At 46.5% G+C, this 19,711-nt stretch carries 18 protein-coding genes; 5 read left to right on the top strand and 13 right to left on the bottom strand.

Translation table 11 applies throughout. The features are described 5' to 3' along the window. Positions 1-63: 63 nt before the first annotated feature. The gene (locus Q0668_RS25255; protein WP_298869336.1) at positions 64-759 is read right to left on the bottom strand and encodes a GntR family transcriptional regulator; all 696 of its coding nucleotides are present in this window, start codon (positions 757-759) and stop codon (positions 64-66) included. Positions 760-1,202: 443 nt separating this feature from the next. Between Q0668_RS25255 and Q0668_RS25250 the strand changes: the two genes are divergently transcribed. After that, positions 1,203-1,556: a hypothetical protein gene (locus Q0668_RS25250; protein ID WP_298869335.1), complete on the top strand. Its 354-nt coding sequence runs from the start codon at positions 1,203-1,205 to the stop codon at positions 1,554-1,556. Positions 1,557-1,799: 243 nt separating this feature from the next. Here the strand turns inward: Q0668_RS25250 and Q0668_RS25245 are convergent, their stop codons facing one another. Then, positions 1,800-2,339: a hypothetical protein gene (locus Q0668_RS25245; RefSeq protein WP_298869334.1), complete on the bottom strand. Its 540-nt coding sequence runs from the start codon at positions 2,337-2,339 to the stop codon at positions 1,800-1,802. A gap of 10 nt (positions 2,340-2,349) precedes the next feature. Continuing rightward, positions 2,350-3,495, bottom strand: a complete 1,146-nt coding sequence (gene proB, locus Q0668_RS25240) for a glutamate 5-kinase (RefSeq protein WP_298869333.1) — start codon at positions 3,493-3,495, stop codon at positions 2,350-2,352. A gap of 275 nt (positions 3,496-3,770) precedes the next feature. Here proB and Q0668_RS25235 point away from each other — a divergent pair, with 275 nt between their 5' ends. Together Q0668_RS25235 and Q0668_RS25230 are read left to right on the top strand one after the other, a co-directional pair. Next, positions 3,771-5,363, top strand: a complete 1,593-nt coding sequence (locus Q0668_RS25235) for a class II glutamine amidotransferase (protein WP_298869332.1) — start codon at positions 3,771-3,773, stop codon at positions 5,361-5,363. 24 nt (positions 5,364-5,387) lie between these two features. Continuing rightward, entirely contained in the window at positions 5,388-5,789 is a 402-nt protein-coding gene (locus tag Q0668_RS25230) for a thioesterase family protein (protein WP_298869331.1), read from the top strand. A gap of 347 nt (positions 5,790-6,136) precedes the next feature. On the opposite strand, the gene Q0668_RS25225 is transcribed toward Q0668_RS25230, so the two are convergent. The 4 genes from Q0668_RS25225 to Q0668_RS25210 form a co-directional block, all read right to left on the bottom strand. Continuing rightward, on the bottom strand, positions 6,137-7,111 hold the full coding sequence (locus Q0668_RS25225) for a fatty acid desaturase (protein WP_298869329.1): 975 nt from the start codon (positions 7,109-7,111) through the stop codon (positions 6,137-6,139). Positions 7,112-7,326: 215 nt separating this feature from the next. After that, positions 7,327-8,265 carry a hypothetical protein gene (locus Q0668_RS25220; RefSeq protein ID WP_298869328.1) on the bottom strand — a complete coding sequence of 313 codons (939 nt, stop codon included), beginning with the start codon at positions 8,263-8,265 and terminating at the stop codon, positions 7,327-7,329. A 52-nt stretch (positions 8,266-8,317) separates the two neighbouring features. Next, positions 8,318-8,617: a hypothetical protein gene (locus Q0668_RS25215; protein WP_298869327.1), complete on the bottom strand. Its 300-nt coding sequence runs from the start codon at positions 8,615-8,617 to the stop codon at positions 8,318-8,320. 228 nt (positions 8,618-8,845) lie between these two features. Then, positions 8,846-9,319, bottom strand: coding sequence for a hypothetical protein (locus Q0668_RS25210; RefSeq protein ID WP_298869326.1), 474 nt, complete (start codon positions 9,317-9,319; stop codon positions 8,846-8,848). A gap of 234 nt (positions 9,320-9,553) precedes the next feature. Here Q0668_RS25210 and Q0668_RS25205 point away from each other — a divergent pair, with 234 nt between their 5' ends. Next, positions 9,554-10,537 carry a hypothetical protein gene (locus tag Q0668_RS25205; RefSeq protein WP_298869325.1) on the top strand — a complete coding sequence of 328 codons (984 nt, stop codon included), beginning with the start codon at positions 9,554-9,556 and terminating at the stop codon, positions 10,535-10,537. 54 nt (positions 10,538-10,591) lie between these two features. Here Q0668_RS25205 and Q0668_RS25200 read toward each other — a convergent pair whose 3' ends face one another. The 6 genes from Q0668_RS25200 to Q0668_RS25175 form a co-directional block, all read right to left on the bottom strand. Further along, positions 10,592-10,984 carry a hypothetical protein gene (locus Q0668_RS25200; RefSeq protein ID WP_298869324.1) on the bottom strand — a complete coding sequence of 131 codons (393 nt, stop codon included), beginning with the start codon at positions 10,982-10,984 and terminating at the stop codon, positions 10,592-10,594. Between the two features lie 20 nt (positions 10,985-11,004). Beyond that, positions 11,005-12,555, bottom strand: a complete 1,551-nt coding sequence (locus Q0668_RS25195) for a HEAT repeat domain-containing protein (protein WP_298869323.1) — start codon at positions 12,553-12,555, stop codon at positions 11,005-11,007. Positions 12,556-12,857: 302 nt separating this feature from the next. Next, entirely contained in the window at positions 12,858-13,694 is an 837-nt protein-coding gene (locus Q0668_RS25190) for a sugar phosphate isomerase/epimerase family protein (protein WP_298869322.1), read from the bottom strand. A 90-nt stretch (positions 13,695-13,784) separates the two neighbouring features. Beyond that, a complete protein-coding gene (locus tag Q0668_RS25185) occupies positions 13,785-14,441 on the bottom strand; it encodes a DUF1080 domain-containing protein (RefSeq protein ID WP_298869321.1) in 657 nt (218 codons plus the stop codon). 162 nt (positions 14,442-14,603) lie between these two features. Then, entirely contained in the window at positions 14,604-16,478 is a 1,875-nt protein-coding gene (locus Q0668_RS25180; RefSeq protein WP_298869320.1) for a vWA domain-containing protein, read from the bottom strand. 206 nt (positions 16,479-16,684) lie between these two features. Continuing rightward, positions 16,685-18,610 (bottom strand): vWA domain-containing protein, encoded by a 1,926-nt coding sequence (locus tag Q0668_RS25175; protein WP_298869319.1) that lies wholly within the window; start codon positions 18,608-18,610, stop codon positions 16,685-16,687. Between the two features lie 432 nt (positions 18,611-19,042). On the opposite strand from Q0668_RS25175, the gene Q0668_RS25170 reads away from it, so the two are divergent. Continuing rightward, the gene (locus Q0668_RS25170) at positions 19,043-19,618 is read left to right on the top strand and encodes a DUF456 domain-containing protein (protein ID WP_298869317.1); all 576 of its coding nucleotides are present in this window, start codon (positions 19,043-19,045) and stop codon (positions 19,616-19,618) included. The last annotated feature ends 93 nt before the right edge of the window (positions 19,619-19,711 follow it).

Raw genomic sequence — 19,711 nt, 5'->3', positions numbered from 1 at the left:
TTAGTCCTCGATTTTGCTGCTGCATTCCTGTCGTGATAGTAGTTCATATCTCTGACCTGCGGTTTACGAATTCTGGTTCTGAAACAGATCGCGTTCCAATCCGATCGAAGCTTGTTGTAGATGGTCGTTCATGGCTTTCGCCGCGGCTTCCGGATCTCCGGTTGACAGCGCCTGGACAATCCGCAGATGTTCTGCGTTCTCTTCCATCTGTTCATAGTCCTTAACGTTCTGGCGTTTACTGTGCCGAATTTGTCGCAAGGTCCGATATAAAACCCGATACCGATTGATTTCATGAGCAAGACGTTCGCTGCCGCACGTCTGATAAATTAGTGCGTGCAGGTAATCATCCCATTCCTGCGTCGTTTCCGACCACTCAACAGTTCGTTTCGCTGTGGCCAATTCATTGAAAATCTGTTTCAGTTTTTCTAACTCATGCGGGGTGATATGACCACAGGCACAACGCGTCGCCTCGCTCTCCAGAATCCGTCTGACCTGACAGATTTCCCGTAATTCTTTGGCGCCAAAATTACGAAGCACCGCCCCTCGATTCGGAAAGATTTCGACAATGCCAATCCCTTCCAGTTCGACCAACGCTTCCCGTACGGGAGTTGCACTGACGTTCCATTCTTTGGCTAACGCCTGGACTGTCATTCGTTGATTTGCCTGGAATTCGCCCTGAAAGAACCTGACCAGAACCTGCTGCACCAGGGTCTGCCTGCGAGAACCATGCATTAATTCTTTTGAAACGACTGCCGCCATTGATCATTTCTCTTAAAGACAAAAATTGAAGTCATGAATATACATTATATACAATTTTTATATATTAAATACAATACTCAATTGAAAAAAAGTCTTCCTACTCGCAGTTACGATTCCTCGTCGTAAATTGTTTGAGCAAGTTCTCCTGTGGCGCCTTTAAATAGTCGCCCTCCGTTGGATTCGCGAAATTGGTTAAGTTTCATTGGGGGTTGATGTTGAATTTTCATCTGTGAGTAGTTCTTTGCGATCTGGTAGAATCTCTCCTGCGGGTGAATGCTGCCTGGGTTTTGGCAGGTCGTTTCTTTTCCTCCTCTTTTATGTTTTATGATACTTACATTTTATTCCTTCCATTCTTCTATCAGTTTCCTGCTCGCTGCGTTTGGCCCGCATTACATTCGGGCTCACCCATGGTGTCGTTTCTTGATGTAGTAAGGGGGGTGCTAATGATTTCTATTCTCACAATTCACTTTTTAAAATCTGGTTGTTTGCACATGGGGGCTGTTGTGTTTTTTGGAATTTTAATTGATTTGACTGTGAATGATTTTGTTAAAGGGCGCGGGGGTGTCAAGATATTTTTATTGCGCGATGAGTTGTTGAAGGCTGTCGAATGGTGGTTGAATGGTGTTCGAAAGCCGTCGATAAGCGACCGAAGACCGTCGATAACCGGTGAACGTTGGGGACGAGTCCAAGAGATGTTGAGGTCCATTTTTCTGAAACGAGGGCCTTTTATGGTGTGGAATTTGAACTGGTGTTGTTATCTCAAGTGGATTGATGTCTCACTCGCGCGCGACACTTAACAACGCATATTCGCGAAGGGAGGGACGTTGTCAAGTTCATTTTCTTCACTGGTATATCGGAGACCAAAGGGGGATGAACGTATGAACGTAAACGAGACACTACAACCGGCAGTGCCATTCGTTAGCAGGGATTTTTTTGGGTGAGAGATAGCCACTTCTGCGGAAATTAAGATTGCAAAAATTGGGTACATTGGCAGTTTAAAACCTGTTGCGTTCAACCTGCAAACCATTTCATCTTCGGTGTCATCTTGACATCACACGAAGTGGTTCACCAGTAATTGGGTTGAGGCGGCTGGCTTTGGTCACTTTCCATTCGCCTCCCATTTTTTGCCAAGTCAATTCCCAGCGAGTTGGTGAGCTACCAGAAAAACCACCAAAGGTTGCAGCGCCATTCGCTCGAAAATGGGTGGTGGCGACCGAATTTTCTGACCTCAACTCGGTCAATACGTCAGTAATTCTGAGTTCTCCATCAATGGTCACCAGATTTAACGCAGTCTGCACCAAAGCTCTTAACCCCGGTGCCTGACGGCTGATATAATTCAGTGTCGGTTCGACTTCCTTTTTTTCAAATGCGCCGATCAACCCGTAAAGATCGGCTTCGACGCGTTCCCGCTCTGTAATAATACTCTGTTCTAGAAAATAAAATCCAACGATTGCCCCGATCATCACCAGGCACCCAACGATGTATTTTACTTGATGCCTTAAATAATATTGCACAAATAAAACGACGGCGAGAATACTGCAAATGATCATCGGCGGAATGGCTGTTTCGGTTACCCACATAGCGCGCTCCCTACAAAGCAGGATGATTTTCGAGTACTGCCAAATTATCCCGATGAATTACTTCGGAATAAGGCACTGCTCCTAAGATGGTTGCAATTTGATCTGAACGCTGCGTTATAATTTTTGCCAGATCGGTGGAATTGTAGTTACTCAGTCCGCGTGCAAATTCTTCGCCCGTCGCGCTGACCAGAGTGACGGCTTCACCACTTTCAAATGTTCCGTCAATCGATTTAATACCAATCGCCAACAACGATTTTCCTCCTTCTCGAATGGCTTTGGTTGCCCCTTCGTCCAGATGAAATTTTCCTTTTGGCCGAATTGTATAACCGATCCAACGCTTCCAGGCAGAAACCGTAGCCCCCTGTGCCAGAAACAGGGTGCCTACGTCTTCCGCTTTCAGAATTCGATCGAGGACCCCTTCTTCCGTGCCATTCGCAATGATCACATTTTCTCCAACGGCAGTTGCAGAATGTACGGCGTGTAATTTGGATTTCATGCCTCCCGTCCCCAGGGAACTGCTTTGATCCGTCGCCATCGAAAGTAATTCAGGTTTCCAATCCTGTACCAGTGAAATGCGGGAACTATCGGGTAAGTGGGGATCAGCGTTATACAATCCATCGATGACAGACAGAATTACCAGTAGTGGTTTCTTTACCAGACTGGTCACCATTGCCGCCAGATGATCGTTATCGCCGAATTTGATTTCCTTAATACTGACCGTATCATTTTCGTTCACGATGGGTACCGCCCCATACTCGAAGAGTGTATGGATGGTATTTCGCACATTGAGATAGCGGGTCCGATTTTTAAAATCGTTGGCTGTCACAAGCAGCTGGGCCGCATGATAACCATGTTTTTGCAGACAGAGATCATAGCGTCGGATTAAATGTGCCTGGCCGACTGCGGCAGACGCCTGCAGGTGACTGAGATCGCGGGGGCGTTCTTTTAATCCCAAAAGGCTCATGCCCGCACCTACGGCCCCACTGGAAACGACGACTACTTTGCGGCCTGTCTCTTTGATGCGGTGAATCTGCTCAGCCAGCGATTCAATCCGCTCCAGATTGAGTGTACCATCTTCACAAGAGAGAACGTTTGTTCCAATTTTAATGACCAGCGTTTCCGCGGTTTCGATCACTTCACGTCTTGTAAGGCTCACCGTCAGCACTTTTTAAAGGAATCACAAAAAAAAATCAAACAGGCACTCCCCACCGGGTCCCTATTTCTTATTATTTATATACTATAGTAGCCTGTGGCTGCCGCATCGACATTTAATAGCGAGAGTTTGGCAGGAAATCGGGGTAATTTACCATAATATTCACTACAATTTCTCTGATTCTGTTTGCCTCTTACCAACAGCCATAAAACAATTTATCTCATAGTTCACCCGGTTCACACTGATTTTAAACCCTTATCCACGAACTAAGGCATTTTATGTCGGAACTATACCACGAATGCGGCGTCGCTGCCGTTTATCACCTTCCCAATAAAGCTCCCAGCCCTCTGACCCCGCTGGGAGCCCCTGATAAGACATCACAACTTATCTCCCGGTTACTGCTGGATATCCAGAATCGTGGCCAGTTAGCAGCCGGCATGACGACGTTTAACCCGTCACGCAATCAGTTAATTGATACCCATAAAGACGTTGGTACCGTCACTGAAGTATTTCAGCTCAATCATCAGCAGACATTCAATGATCTGATGGAAAAGTACGAAGGCCCTGCAGCCATCGGGCATGTGCGTTATGCCACCTGTGGAAAAGATGAACGGAGCTATGCGCAACCCTTTGAACGACACCATATTCAGAAATCCAAATGGTTCAGTTTCGGCTTTAACGGTCAGTTAGCCAACTATCAGGAACTCTGCCAGGAAGTTCTGGCCGAATCTGACTTTCATCTTGCGCGGGAAACCGACACCGAAATCTTGATGCATCTGATTTCGCAGGAACTTTCCAAAGAAAATCCCGGCAAACTGATTGATATTCTGGCAAACCTCAGCAAACGACTGGATGGTGCCTACAATATCGTTTTTCTGGATGCGTTGGGGAACATGTTTGTCTCGCGCGACCCTGTCGGCATTCGTCCTTTGTGTTACGCCTTTGATGGTTCGCTGTTTGCAGCGGCCAGCGAAAGTGTGGCCCTGGCGAACATGGGCTTTGAAGCAGATAAGATTTACAGTCTTCCCCCCGGTTCCGCAGTCATCATTCAAGATGGAGAGCTCTCCATTCGCGAATATGCCAAGCCCAAACAGACGGCTCATTGTTTCTTTGAATGGATCTATTTCGCCAACGTTTGCAGTACACTGGATGACCAGAGCGTTTATATCACCCGCAAACGACTGGGAGAAGAACTAGCTAAGCAGGAAACAGTTCCGATTGACGAAGATACTATCGTGGTTCCTGTACCTGATACCGCGAAAGCCGCAGCCGACAGCATGGCCTTTCATTTAAGTATTCCCAGTCTGGAAGGTTTAATTCGAAATCGCTATATCGGCCGTACCTTTATCGAAGGTGCCAACCGCAGTGACAAGGTGCGTGCCAAATATACGCCGCTCCCTGAAGTACTCGAAGGCAAACGTGTGCTGCTGGTGGAAGACACGATCGTACGTTCGACCACAATGAAAGCATTAATCAGCCAGTTAAAAGAGCGTGGTCGTGCCCGGGAAATACATGTGCGTGTGGCTTGCCCGCCGATCATTGCCCCCTGTTTTTATGGCATTGACATGTCAACTATCAACGAACTGTTCGCGCCTAAGTTTCTGCAAGGGGGCGAAATGACTCCGGAAGTCGAAGAGGCCATGGCGAAGGCCATTGGCGCAGATAGTTTGAAATATCTGCCAAAGGAATCGATTGCCCGCGCGATTGATCTACCCAGCTCTTCTCTGTGTCAGGCTTGTATCGATACGACTTATCCTACAGAAGCGGGCCGCAAGCTATATCAGATCGCGGTCACGAATTCGCAAAACGAAAACGACGATGATTCTCATCGTACCTATGACGTTTCGCTTACTACTCCTGTCCGATCTTAATTCGATAAAGGAATGCTCTGCACTATGTCTGCCTCGCATGAGATGGAGATCCGTGTTCGCTACAGTGAAACGGACTCCATGGGTTTTCTGCATCATGGCAATTACTTCGACTATTTTGAAATGGGCCGTACCGAACTCTTTCGTGCTCAGGGTGGCAATTACCGTGAGATGGAAGAAAAAGGCTATCTGCTTGTCGTTTCAAGAATCGAATGTCGCTACAGACGGCCTGCCCGCTACGATGATGTGCTGACGCTGCGAACCACACTCTCGAAAGTCACCGGTGCCAAGCTGGAACACGATTACGAACTCTTTCTGGATGGCGTTTCTGTCGCCGCGGCTCACAGTGTGATTGCCTGTGTGGATCGTGAAGGAAATATCCAGCGCATGCCTGCTGCCATGGAGCATCTGGGGACGGAAACAGAGTGAGCAATTGAATCGGTTTTAACATCAATTTCCAGGACAAAACCCCTATCTGGTGTGCCACTGTTCGGCTCGCCCGACAGTGCAGGTACAACCTTAGAACAACCGTATCAATCGGTTCATAGTCCGACGAATATCAAACTGATTGAATATGGTTTACCCGAAACTTCCTGCTCGCTCCGCTCGGCCCGAATTGCATTCGAGCCCACCCATTCCTCTTTGTAAAGGAAATAGTATGGGAACCTCTTAGCACGAGCACTGGTGACGAGTCACCAGTGGCACACAATACCGCTCACAATTGACGAAAATGGAATTAAAAAACAGTCGTTGCGTTCGGTGATATTTGATTGTGGCTAGCGTTGAACGGTCTCTTGTGTCTTGGCGAATTTGGGTGGTTTGATGACGGAGTCTTTGTCATTGGCAGGTGGTGTCTTGACGACTTTCCAGGCCAGTCCCAGTTTTTCGAGAATAAGGATGACACCATAGGTCATGTCGAATTCCCACCATTTGTGGCCGTTCTTCGCCATGCGTTGATACTTGTGATGGTTATTGTGCCAGCCTTCACCATAAGTCAAAAGAGCGACCCACCACAGGTTGCGGCTATCGTCGGTCGTTTCGTAATTGCGATAGCCCCAGATGTGCGTGGCAGAATTGACGAACCAGGTCGCATGCAACACATAAAACAATCGTACAAACATGCCCCATACGAGCATGCTGATTGCCAGATTCGTTCCACCCAGCCAATAGCCGATGCCGTACAGAATGGCTCCCATGCCAATGTGCCATAACAGAAATGTTTTCTGCAGGAAACGCATGAAGGGATCTTTGAGCAAATCGGGGGCGTAACGTTCGTGTGTTGCCTGCACTTCTTCTGCAGTATGGAAAGGCACCAGCCAGAGGATGTGACTCCACCAGCGTCCGTCGCGCGGCGAATGTGGATCTTCAGGCTGATCGCTGTAGAGATGATGTTTACGATGATTGGCCACCCATTGAATGGGGGGCCCCTGCCCGGCTAATAAACCAATCAAGCCAATCAGGCGAAATGTAAATCGATGTGTCTGAAAGCTGCCATGCGTAAGCAAACGATGATAGCCCATGCAAATCCCAATGCAGCCAGTCAGCCAGCCAAGAAAAATACAGGTCGCCAGTCCGGTCCAGGTAAAATAAAAGGGAGCCGCTAGCAGTCCCAGATGAATGATGGCCACCCATCCCAGCGTGCCCCATTCCCAAGAGGCATATCTGCCCGGCTCTGTCGCCTGCAAAGGGGCTTCTTCAGAGATGGGAATGTCAGATTCCGAAAGGGGCGCGGCGGTCTGCTGAGAATTCATTAAGGAGGGCCGATACTGTCTGTGGGGGTGTGAACTTAAAAAACCGGCAGATTTTAGGGGGTTTGGTGATGTGTGTCTATAGTGATGGGTTTAGCTGGGGAGAGCTACCCTCATCGCTATCGAAATCGCACAGATTGAGTTTCTTTTTGTGACTTTCCCCCTTGTACAGAGGGTCACACTGCTCATTGCTCGATTTCTGTGAACTCTTCAAAGAGTTAAGTGAGAATTGGTTTCTGAACAACATCGAGCTGCTGGAGTTGCTGATCAGTCATCCCATCGATGCAGAACTGAACAGGTCTAGCGCAGAAGGGAGCAGCGTGAATGCTGATTAACCAGTCTAAAGCACGTTTGGAAACGACATTGGTATCAAGCTCTGAATTACCACTGACATATACAAAATCAGAACCGTCCCATCTGCTGCCATCCAAGACCAGAATTTCCCGTTGTTCTGGTGGAGAAAGGATGAGGGTTTTGTCAGCCGGACCTTTGTGCTCATCTTTTGGTGTCGTTGCAGAGTGATTGCATTCTGGACAAGAAAAATGAGGAAAGCCACATTCCTGACAAATTAATGGTCCATGCCCACAGAAGGGACAAGCATTTTTTGCTCCTTGGACTCTGAACGGTCTTAGACATTTTGTGCCTTGATACTGTAAAGCAAATAACTGTGGAATTGATTTTTCGGCTGGTCCATCGGGATCTTTAATTTTGACCGGAACAAACCCGGCTCCTGTTAAGCCACTCTGTCTGATCTGTTCGGCAAATGAAGCGGTTACAATCAGAGCTTGTTCGTGCCTTGGCATTTCGAACCAAGGCCTCGTAAGATTGAACTCAGATTGAAGGACCTCTTGATCTTCCGAATGCCAGAGTTCTACTTCCAAGTCTGAAAAATATTCCTCAGTCACATGCGACTGATCAGAGGGGCATTTTTTTTGTTTTGTATTTTTTGAATTAACAATTCCACATTCCAGCCATGCCCTTCGACCCTCTTCTGCAAGTTCAAGCTCTGTTGGCGAACACTTAGAAATATACTCCCAGCCTTCTGCTTTATGATATTCCAATTCTGCAATGTCAGAATCCATCGGAACAGCAAGCTCATAAAACACGTCTGACTTCATTGTTCCTGAGTAATCTCGATAGACGTGGTAATCAGCCATAAATATATTTTCTAATTTTTAATTAAACTCTATTTAGATTTACTACTTCAGCTTACTTTCGCTCCCTTAGATAAACTCCTATTAGCGGGATGCCAGCCAAAAAAGCCACAAACAAGTTGAGCAAGAAGTACTTCCAAATCATTGGTTCGGGATAACTGCGATTACCAATGTTTAACCAGAAACTAATTGGAATTAACAAAGCAACGACAGCAATAAGCAAAGAAGTCAGTAAGTAACGCACAATAAAATGCTTACGCCAGTAGCGATAACTTAATAAATGAGCGGGAATCGCGATCAGCATTACAAGAAAATATTGAATGAGAACTCCTCCTGCTCCAGGTCCTCCTCCCATTGGCCTTTTCCTCAGATAAAAAATTGTTGGAATATTGTGATAGAGTATATCCAAGATTATGAGTGAGAACCATTTACCACTGCAATTAATTTTACTCTCTCGATAATTGAGCTTGTCAGTGTCACAAGGGAGATTTATGGGCACATAATTGTGTTAAGTTTGCCAAGAATCTGATGTAGAATATGCGTTGCGCAAAATTGTTCTTTGTGAATGGAACTCATTTTGGTCCTACTCATGTGTGAAAGAATCCGAGATACTGGCGAGGGGCGCCCGAGGTTCAGGTGGCGTGAACTGCGGAAACATTTTACAGAGTTTCAAGAAGAATTCATCCACGTCGAGCCCGCCTAGTCTGTATGTCCGGTGGGACATTTTGAGTTCGATCTCATCGCAGGCAGGGTCTGCTCTTTTGATCTCGATAAACTGCACGTCTTTAAAGTCGATGACGAATGAAGAGGTTCTGAAATAATAGAACCAGGCCCGCGTCACTTTTACTTGACGATTTTGTGAGTCGAAAGTGAAAAACATGCCGTACAGAAACTGACTCAAGATGAAGGCAAGCACAAACAGCAACAACCCCCAAACAGCCGATATGTTGAAGAAAAGAATTGCTGGTAGAAGAATGATAAAGCAGAGGACTGAGCTCACCTGGCTCAACAACGATTGCGAGTAAGCTTGCAAGCTGACTGGATCGTTTTTCATCATAAACACCATACCTCAAACAGGTCGGATCGACGTTTCCTGTCCGTCGCTGGCAACCCACGACTGATCCGCATACTGTCAAGCGCACCATTCATTATAAACTACTCTGCCCGCTATCAAGCTGATAAACGATCCAAATCCAGAGTTCGCTCAAAGAATTGTATATTTTTTCGTGGAACTAATGTAAAATTCTTACTCATCAATCTGGTTTAAACTGGCAAAGCATGAGGTGCTCTAATGTTGCGGATATGCTGCGTTGCTATTTTCTTACTGATGGTACTGACTCTTGGAGTGACAAATACTCACGCCAACGATGCGTTTCCCAATGCTCGGAAACCGACGAGTAGAGAGGATCTGAAGTACTGGCTGGAGAACATGGTTGTGTTTCACGACTTTACGGTGGATGAAATTCAACAGGCGACTGGACTGGAGCAATCGGACATTCAGATTGCCATCAAAGGGCTCAAATTGAAACCCGGTTCGAACTCCAACACAAAACCGAATGCTCCTTTACTGATCAAACCATATCCCGGTGGGCGGCATCCGCGAATTGGTTTTCTGGAAGGGGCCATCCATCCTCAGCGTGAAACTAAGATTTCTGTATTCACGCCTTGGGATCAGAGCAGTTATGTCGTGCTGGATATCCCCGAAGCGATCTGGTCAAATCTGGGACTGACGTATCTGGCGCACACACATGTGCCCACGATCTGGTCGAAGCAAAATATTGAATTACCGCAGATGGAATGGACACGACACAAAAGTGGCATGCTCTCTTTGTTACGTAAGCTGCCTAATGGGATTCAATTCCATACTGTTGTAGTGCCTCGAAAGGATGCCGTGCTGATGGATATGTTGCTGACAAACGGGACCGACAAACCACTATCAAAACTCCACGTGCAAAACTGCGCTATGCTCAAAATGGCAAAAGGCTTCTCGCAGCAGAACAATGCGAATAAAGTGTTTCGTGCACCGTATGCAGCCTGCAAATCGGAATCGGGCAATCACTGGATCATTATGGCGTGGAGCCCTTGCTTTAAAACCTGGGGAAATCAGAAGTGTCCGTGTCTGCATTCCGACCCGATCTTTCCTGACTGCCCTCCCGGAGAAACCACCCACATAAAAGGCTGGTTCTCTTTCTTCACGGGAACCAACATCGAAGCAGAATTTGACCGAATTGATCAATTGGGGTGGCAGAAAATCCCAATGAAAGGCGTTGAATAGCTGGTATGGCATAAACGACTCTTGCGGAATCACAATTTCCGTGTCTCAACAGAATCACTTTTGAAAGAGTCGCTGGGCGAGTTTTTCATAATACCTGGTATCAGAACTCGCTTCACTGATATAATTTTTGAGAATTTGGGGATCGATAAAAATCATTGCAGGTTGATCGCCATAATGTTCCGTCGTCGCTTTGAGCAGATAGTTAATATCCGCACGACCTAAGCGGTTGGTTTTACATAAATCGTAGAATAACCCCTGAGGCGTATCTTTCATTGCTTTGCGTCGGACCTGGTAATTTTCCCATAAATACAGTGAGACCCAGACCATGCCGATGACAATCGTCGCAGAGATCAACAACCAGTTTTCCTGTAAGAGACTACGGTTTCGGAACGCCTCTGAAATTTCATTGGTATGTCCTGCCAGAATCGTATTGAATTCCACATTCATCGTTTCACCATCCGATTCTCTTATAGACTGGGGTTCTTTGAAGTCTGATCTGGTTGTAAAACTTTGACAGCGATATCCCGAATACGCGAGTTATGATCGGTGACCAAAGGAACCAGAGCCTGCCTGGCTGCGGGCAGTTCAAGGGTCGCCAGAATTTCTGCACTGGTTCTGCGTACTGTATCGTCGGGATCTTCAATCAATGAAGCCAGCGCCGGGATCAACTGATCGTGCAAATTGAGGGCGTGTACACAACGGGCGGCCTGAGTTCGACGTTTTCTTAAAGGGTGTGCCATCGCACGACTGAATTCCAAAACTGTTTTGGGGTTCAGTTTCATCAACATCTTACCAACTGCGGGCCAGACTTGTGCATTGAACTCTTCGTAATGCTCAAGGACATAATCGACATCAAAGCTGGAAAGCTCTTGACGGGCCGCTTCCCGGACCTCTTCCAGCGGGCTGTCAATTTTATTAATCAGTAAGTTAATGGCATCTGGTACCTGATTAGATCGTAATTGACAGGTTGCCCAGGCCTGCTGAATGGGATCTTCCGAATCAAGATTTTCCAGTACCATTTCGGTGACTTCCATGGAATCAAGATTTCGTAATATCCCTATGGCTGCTTCTTTTGCTTCCGTCGTCCCATACTGCAACATCCATTTTTGTGCCTGTTTTTTACTTGCCAGATCCAGATCAATGAGCGAAATGAGTCTGATCACAGCAGTTTGCAGGGCTTGTGGAATCTTCTTAAGATTCTGTCTGTTGGCTCTCAGCCAGGAGATATTTCCAATTTGCTTGAAATTCGTCTGTACTAGATCTGAGGGTTTGTCTGGCAGCCAGCGTAATAAATGGGAAATAAATTCCGGGTCCTCACGTTCTGCGATGGCTTCGATCGCTTTGGAATTCGGATAATTGACTTCGGTAAAATCGCAGATTAACTGCATCACGCCGATGTGTTTGCTCTCTTTCAAGACTTGTTCGACATACTCTCTGGTTTCACCATCAGAATGCCACATGATTTTTCTGATCGCAGGGTCACTGACATCACCTAGAACCAGCAGGCTTTCCACTATTTCCTCGGGTCGATCAAATTCCTGATAATGCTCTGCAGCCGACGCGAGGGATGACAAAACATCTCTTCGAATTTGTTCTGCATTTTTTAAAAACGAACTCGAGTAGACCGAATCTACGGACTTGTCCAGAAAATGCTCATAGAGCCGCCCAACCAGATAACGCAGGGTTTGTATGATCAATTCGGGTTGATGATTTACTGACCGACTATTATCAAATAAGGAGACCAGAGTCGGGATCTGTCTAAAATCGCTCGTGAGCCTCACAAATTCCAAAGCACTATACTGTAATTCGTGGTTTCCATGTAACAAACACTGTTTGATGGCGGCTTCTAATGCAGACGAATGGGATTCCAATCTCTTACGAATCGCGGGCGTGTGTGTCGCGTTACGACGTATCACCTCTACCAGCCCGCGTGCGCTCTGCTGCACTAGTAAAGCAGAGACAGCTCGTTCCCTGATATCCGGATCGTCCACATCCAAAGCCAGAATTAAAGCATTCACAGCATGTGAATTTCTGCTTTGCGCCAATAGATCGAAGGTTTTGGATATCGAAGAAGCCATATTGACTTGGGATCGAAAAAAGTGGAAAGATTCACAGAAACAAGGCCGAAGTTAGTCTGTTTTGAGTCGATAGGGTGCAAAACAGACAACCCCTCTGTGATGATCGCTACTCTTCTTTTATCGTAATCAGCGGGTCTGAGACTGGAGCAGGCCTGATTTTATTGAACTAAGCTGTAGAATCATTACAACCAGAAAAATACAAATAGACTATCTCGATGTATATTGCATTTCTGCTGTTTCGTTCAGGGTAGATCTAAGAAGTCTTGCAGAAAGCGGAATGACTCTTGTACTACATCTGGCGCCATATGGCTGTGCCGACTTAATTCCACGTGCAGGCCTCCGGCGTAATTGATTTGTTTCAGACCAGACAGGACATCTTCAAAATCGATCTCGCCTTCACCAAATCGTAGATGATCATGCTTTCCAAAGTTCATATCTTCAATATGAATATTGAAAATGCGATGACCCCAGGGCTGGATCACCTGGCTGATGGGTGTTTCCCCCATACATTGCAAGTGTCCGATATCAACTGTCAGACCGAAACAGGGATGATCGACATGCTGAGTGAGTTCTTCAAAATCGTTCAGAGTTTCGATCAACATGCCTGGTTCGGGTTCAAATGCCAATTTGACCTGTTTCTCTGCCGCATATTCAATGACCTCCCGACAACCCTCTGCCAGGCGCATCAGGGCGGCTTCGCGAGAAATATCATCTTTGAGTTGCCCCGCCCAGAACGAAACAGCGTCGGAGTTCAAATACGCAGCTTCATCGATACAGCGCTTTAAAAAATCAACACGTCGCGCACGGTCTTCTGGTGTTGTACTGACCAGAGTTGGCTCATGCTTGGCGCTTGGGTTTAATAAAAACCGGGCTCCCGTTTCGATGACCGAAGAAAGCTGATGTTGTTCCAGCATAGCGCGCATATCCTGTAACCGCGCTGGAAGGTCGGATGAAAACGGATTAAGACAATAATGATCAACGGTTATCGCGACTGATTCATATCCTGTTTCCGCGATCAGTCGAATGGCATCGTCCCAGCGATGGAAGGCCAGACCATTGGTGTTGTATCCCAGTTTCACTTGTCAGTTCTTTGCTGAATCTAATCTGAAGAAAAAGCCCTCGACGGTAGCGAGGGCTCAAAAAAATACATATGTCGATAAAGACTGATATCAGTCAGCCAGTGGTTTGACACGAATATTTTTGTAATAGACCACGCTTTTAGGATCGTGTGCCTGCAAAGCAAAGCTGCCTTTCTCGCCAAGAGAAGGAGAGCCCTTTGCGCCTTCAGGTTCGGTGTAATCAATGACGGTTTCACCGTTGATTTTGATGACAACGTTGCGACCTTTGACGATGATATGCTGCGTCCACCATTCATTATCTTTAGCAGGAGTTTTAAACAGTTTCACACGGTTATAAATGCTGCCGGTTTTGACAGGGTCTTTATGTGTGACATTGACTTGCGATTCATAGCCTTGTGTTGGCCAGCCTTCTTCCTGAAATTTGCTGTGAAAGAAAATACCCGAGTTACTGCCGGGAGTGGTCATGACGTCTGCTTTGAATTCAAAGTTCTTAAATTCTTTTTCCGTGAAGAGGTGCGAACGCTTGCCTGATACAACGATGGTACCATCTTTCACTTCCCAGGGACCGCCTTCAGCAATTCGCCAGCCGGTCAGATCTTTGCCGTTAAACAAATCGACCCAGCCTGCATCTGATTCACTGTTTTTTTCGCCGGAATAAGCACTGCTTCCCAAAAAGGAAGAAATCAGAATCGCGGCCATGATTCCGGTAAAGGCATTCAAATATTCATGCGTGCGAAATATCTTCATCGTGTTGAAAACTCCTGAAAGTGAGTGTTGTCATTTGAAATAACAGTACTCGTTATATGCTACGCAGCGAGTACACTCGTTAAAAGCAAACAGGGCACTTCCGCGGAAATATTTCCGGAAGTACCCTGCATTGACTTAATGATCTTAAGTAATTCTGCTCCCTTAAAATTTGGGAACTTTGATCTCTTTTCGCTTTTGATCGTAAAGTGGACTGCGATAATCGTCGACAAAAGTCATCCCAAAACCCTGTCTCATCTCATAGCCGGCCCTTTGTGCCCAAGGTGTTCCCGGATGCTCTTTCATGACAAATTTATATTGCACTTCCGCTTTCTTTAGCTGCTCATCCAGATGTTTCACGCTGACTTTGGTCAGTTTGACCTGCTGTTCATCGGGAGGCAGCATCTTTGGCACACGTCTGACATGCCAAACGTTGTTGGTTTTTTTCTTCAACGGCGGCATATTCTTGGCGTGATTGTCCATGGCGAGACAAAACTGAAACAGACGCACTCGATACGCAAGGCATTGTGCAAGTGTTAAATCGTAGGCGGCTCTCCAGCGTGGTGATTTTTCCTGCGCCCGTAAAGGTTTGATCGATTCCAGAATATCCACCGATTTTTGCAAGAGTCCCATAGCGCGAATTGCCTTGGGAACTTCTTTACTACCGATATCATAGAACTCTTTTTTCTTGATCGGATAATAAAGTTCTCTGACATTCAACTGTTTGTCCAGATGAGGATTGAGAGTGACGATCACTTTCCAGATCGCAGTACGGAACTTGCTGGCACTACGTGAGGCGTCGTAATCACGACGGGAAAGTAACAACGGTTGATATTCTTTCATGTCCTGAAAACGGAACTGGCGCTTGTCTGCACTACCGGCTCCGGCCAGGGTGGCTTCTTTTCCAGGCAGCACAAAGAAAATCCCGCCGGTTTCACGGGCAATTCGAACTTGTTCATACGGTCCGAAGCCAGCAGAAAAGGCATCCCAACGACCGTGCAATCCGTCGTATTGTAACGATTCGGGAAACGCCGTTTCCGGTCCACGATTGATCTGGATCCAGAACGGTAAATTATATTTCTTATCGCGCCAGATCTGGCGTGCATAGGGATAACCAAACACGGATTCCCGCCCCAGAATATAAATCGGCGATTTACTACGTTTCGCGCGAGTGATGACTTCTTCAACCGCCGCTCCGTCATCGCCTGATTCATCTGTCACTACGACGATACATAACCTGCGGTCTTGTTTACGTGCCATGATGGCGTATTTATCAATGGTTGCAGAGACTGTCTGGCACATATTTTCTTTACCAGTTTCATCCTCTTGAATTTTTGTGATCGCGTCTTGGACTTCTTTTAAATCAGTTGTTGGTTTGGGGGTATGCACATGCACGCCGGCCCCGTAACTGAGAATGGTGGTCAGCAATGTCTGATCACGTGCTCGGGTTTTGGATTCCTGTTTGGCGGCAATTCCCAGCTCGCTGTAAATTTTATTGAAGTTATCACGGATTTCCTTCTGATCGTCTTTCATACTGCCCGATTCATCGAACAGCCAGACTACCATGATCTTTTCTTCCCGCATGATGCGGATCAGTTCTTTGGAGATACGGCTCATCGCAGTACCATAGCCATCAACGACGGCCCCTACTTCACCGGTGACTTCACCAACTCCCAGGTCTTTACCTAAGATATCATCGCCGGGTGCGGTAATTTCACCCGCATTGATTTTGATTTCCGGCTCTTTCAGACTTTCCGATGTTTCAATTTTCTGTGAGGAGATTGCCGGAGCCGTTGAAGCACCTACATTGGTCGACACCATGCCTCCCGATGTAACGCTGAGGTTTTCAGAGACGGTCAGATTTGTTTCTAGAACCTGTTCAAATTCGGCTTGATCACGTTCGTCGTCAAAGATTGTTTCAATCGCTACTTCGGGTTGATTGTCAGTAAGATGATGGTGAACCATGCCCATCGCTGTCAGAATCACCGCGTGTACAATCAAAGATGTGAAAAAAGCTGAATAATCTCGCGCCTGAGCCATCAGAAAAGGTCCCCCTGGCTGTCATCACTGCTGAATGTGTCCTATCCAGCAAGTGTGCCTGTTTTGTCTCAACAGTAATACTACGCTGGGCATCAATATTACGTTGATACGATTCTAGTAATTTATAATAAATAAGAACATTGAAATGAACCTTATATAGGGTACATTTCCGTCATCAAGTTGTACCATCTGTTTTGCGATTCCATTCAGATTTTGACGGGTTTTGATCCATCGATCCCCATTTTTTTGAGTCTCTCACGTCTCTTGCGTTGTTCTTCTGCAAAACGTGGATTGTTAGTTCTCACGCGATTTCCCTGAGGGTCAAGATTTAATTTGAGTTCCTGCCAGCCCCACCCTAATGGTTGATCCAGTTCCATCGCGGCCAAATATGCCCAGGGCGTTCCTGGATGATTATCGATAATTCCGTTTAGTAATTCCTTTGCCTGTTTGCCCAGTTTACGTACGGACGGGCTGGACTTCACGTCTTTGGCGGGCACCAGACTCCAGGCATTATTGCCTTTTTTGGTGAATGATTTCGGGCTGCTTTTCATTTCTGCCAGGATCGTGTTGTATCCAAAAGTCCGCACGCGTATGGCCAGAACGCGACCTAACGCCAGGTCATAATTCGCACGCCAGCGAGGTTCCGTAATTTTCTTTCGATCTTTCAATCCCTGTTCCAGCATCATCTGAATTTCATTCAAGCCATAATCCAACTCTGAAACCGGCTTTTGAGCTGCTGTAATTGCCTGTCTCAACACATTGTCAGAAGTTGCGGGAAATACGAGAGTAGGAGTTGGCAGTCTGCGTTTTGAGAGCCGCGTTGCGGTGGCTGTTTTAACCAGTGCCATTTTCGCTGCATTCTTTTCGATCTTCTTTTGATAATCACGAATCGAAATGTAATCGGGGTGATAACCCCGCATATCGGCGGCTTCAAATTTAGGGCCCGCAGTTTCCTGGGTAATGAAGTAAATACCATTGGTTTCTGCACACAATCGAGTCAAGCCATAGGGACCATAGCCAGAAGAAAGCTGACGAATTTTGTAATCAGTCTGACCCCAGAATGGCATCTTGACCCGCTCCGACATCACCGTTTCCGGACCGGTTTCTAAAACAGCCATATCAACTTTGAGGCCGGGTTCGATTTCGTAATCGCGTAGAATCACTTCGCGTTGACCAAAGGGAGCAGCGTTTCCTACGACATAACATTTAATCCCATTTCGTTTGGTCAGCAGAATCGTTTCTTCGAGGTTTTGCTGAGCATCCGAACCTGCTTCATCAGTTACGACAATCACCATCATATTCCGTCTTCCCTGCCTTTTGTAGGAAAGCCAGCGTTTGGAAACTGCGTTGACGGCACCAAACACATTTTCGTCTCCTGAAGCATCCGGTTTAATCGAACGAATCTTCGCAACGATCTCTTTTACATCACTGACTGGTTCCTTTGTGATGAATTGTGTCGTCGCACCAAAAGAGGCGACCGCTGTTTTCAACGAATTTTCATTTTCAGCCGCTTCGAGGATGCCCAACTGCTTATAGACATTTTCAAACCGGTCTGCGATTTCATTACGCCGCTTGCTGACTGAAGCAGATACATCAAACAACCAGACCACCAGTAATTTCTTTTCTTTGGCCGTTGCCGCAATTTCCAGAGTCAAACGGTCGATAGCGCCTGCGACACCTCCTGGACGGTCTGTTTCCCCGGTGACATCGACGGCTGCGGTCAGTTGTTCCTGGGCAGGTTCAGTGATCTTATCATCAAACAGAGGCTCCGGAGTTTCGATTTCTGTTTCCAACTGATTTTTCATCGCCTCCTGCTGTTCCTTTGACGTTTGCGGCGCCGCTGCCAATGAAGGGGATAAAATATTCGTGTCGCCCGCTGTGCCGACGACATCCGAAATCGTCGGATCGAGTTTGAAAACGTCCGGATCAATTTCTTCAATCGACGAAATAATCGCGTGCTCGGAATCGAGTAATGTAATGCGCGTAATGCTGGCCAGCGCAAACAAAATCAGCAAATGCACCCCCAGACTGATAAACCAGGCAGGAACTTCCTTCAAGTTCAACCAGTTGCGCGGTTCAACATCTATAATTTCATCAACATGAACGTCCCTGGCGGAATTGACAACACTCACGGTCTGCTCCTCAGATTAGACTGAAATAGGCACCAAATCAGCATTCATTTAAATTTGCTGATTGTAATCAGTAGTGAATTGGAAGGAATTTTCAGATTCCAGATCCAATGATTAACATCATCGTCGATTATAAGAATTTTCGACCATCAATGGCTTATCAAACTTAGAATTTTACCCCTGAATTCAGACAATTACAATCATTGACTGCATCGCCCTTCAGAAAAACTGTTCAACAGAACACTAAATGTGCCCAAAATAGCTGAAATGACTCTACTTATTAACCTCAAACAGAGTCAAAATGTTCGTCCTTTTTTCGTATTCCACAATAATTTGGAACGATCGACGAACTAAGATTACGCCTGACGCAAAGAACACATAAACTGACGAAATATTGCTGGCGCATTTTCAAGTACCATTTTCAGGTTTTCAAGTATGTCATTTGAGTGGTTGTATGACTGGGTTCCATTCACATTTTATTATTTGATGGCGGTTTTGTTACTCCTGGCGAATTTAACCGCCTGGGTATCGATTCTGTTTCTCATGCCGGGCAACTGGATTGTTGTGTTTCTGTCTGCGCTGTTTTATGTCTTGATGCCAGTCGAAGATTACAATGGCCTGTCGCTCACCGTCATCCTGATTGCTGCTGCATTGGCGGGAGTGGGTGAACTGGTCGAGCTGCTGGGTGGATCGGCAGGCGCTGCGAAAAAAGGAGCCAGCCGGCGCGCGATGATACTCTCACTTTTGGCCACTTTTGTGGGCAGTCTGGTGGGTGCCACGGTCGCCACTCCCATTGTGCCCCCGATTGGAACCATTGGCGGCGCGATACTGGGAGGAGCCCTGGGTGCCTATATGGGCGCTTATCTTGGAGAGATGTGGAAAGGTAATCAGGACGTTGATCGAGGGGAAATCAGTCGCGCGGCATTTATCGGCCGTATTTTGGGAGTCGTCGGAAAAATGGCTATCGGCGTGATCATCATTGTGATCATCACCGTGGATTCGTTTATCTAACTGGCATTTGCAGCAAAGGATTCTCAGTAATGAATCAGTATAGGCAGCCTCTAAGAATCAATTTTTCAGATTAATTAAGATTTCAGAGAGTGG

The sequence above is a fragment of the uncultured Gimesia sp. genome, assembly GCF_937910335.1.
Classification (GTDB): domain Bacteria; phylum Planctomycetota; class Planctomycetia; order Planctomycetales; family Planctomycetaceae; genus Gimesia.
Note: the sequence above shows the minus strand (reverse complement) of the source record. Positions and strands in the feature narration are given on the sequence as shown.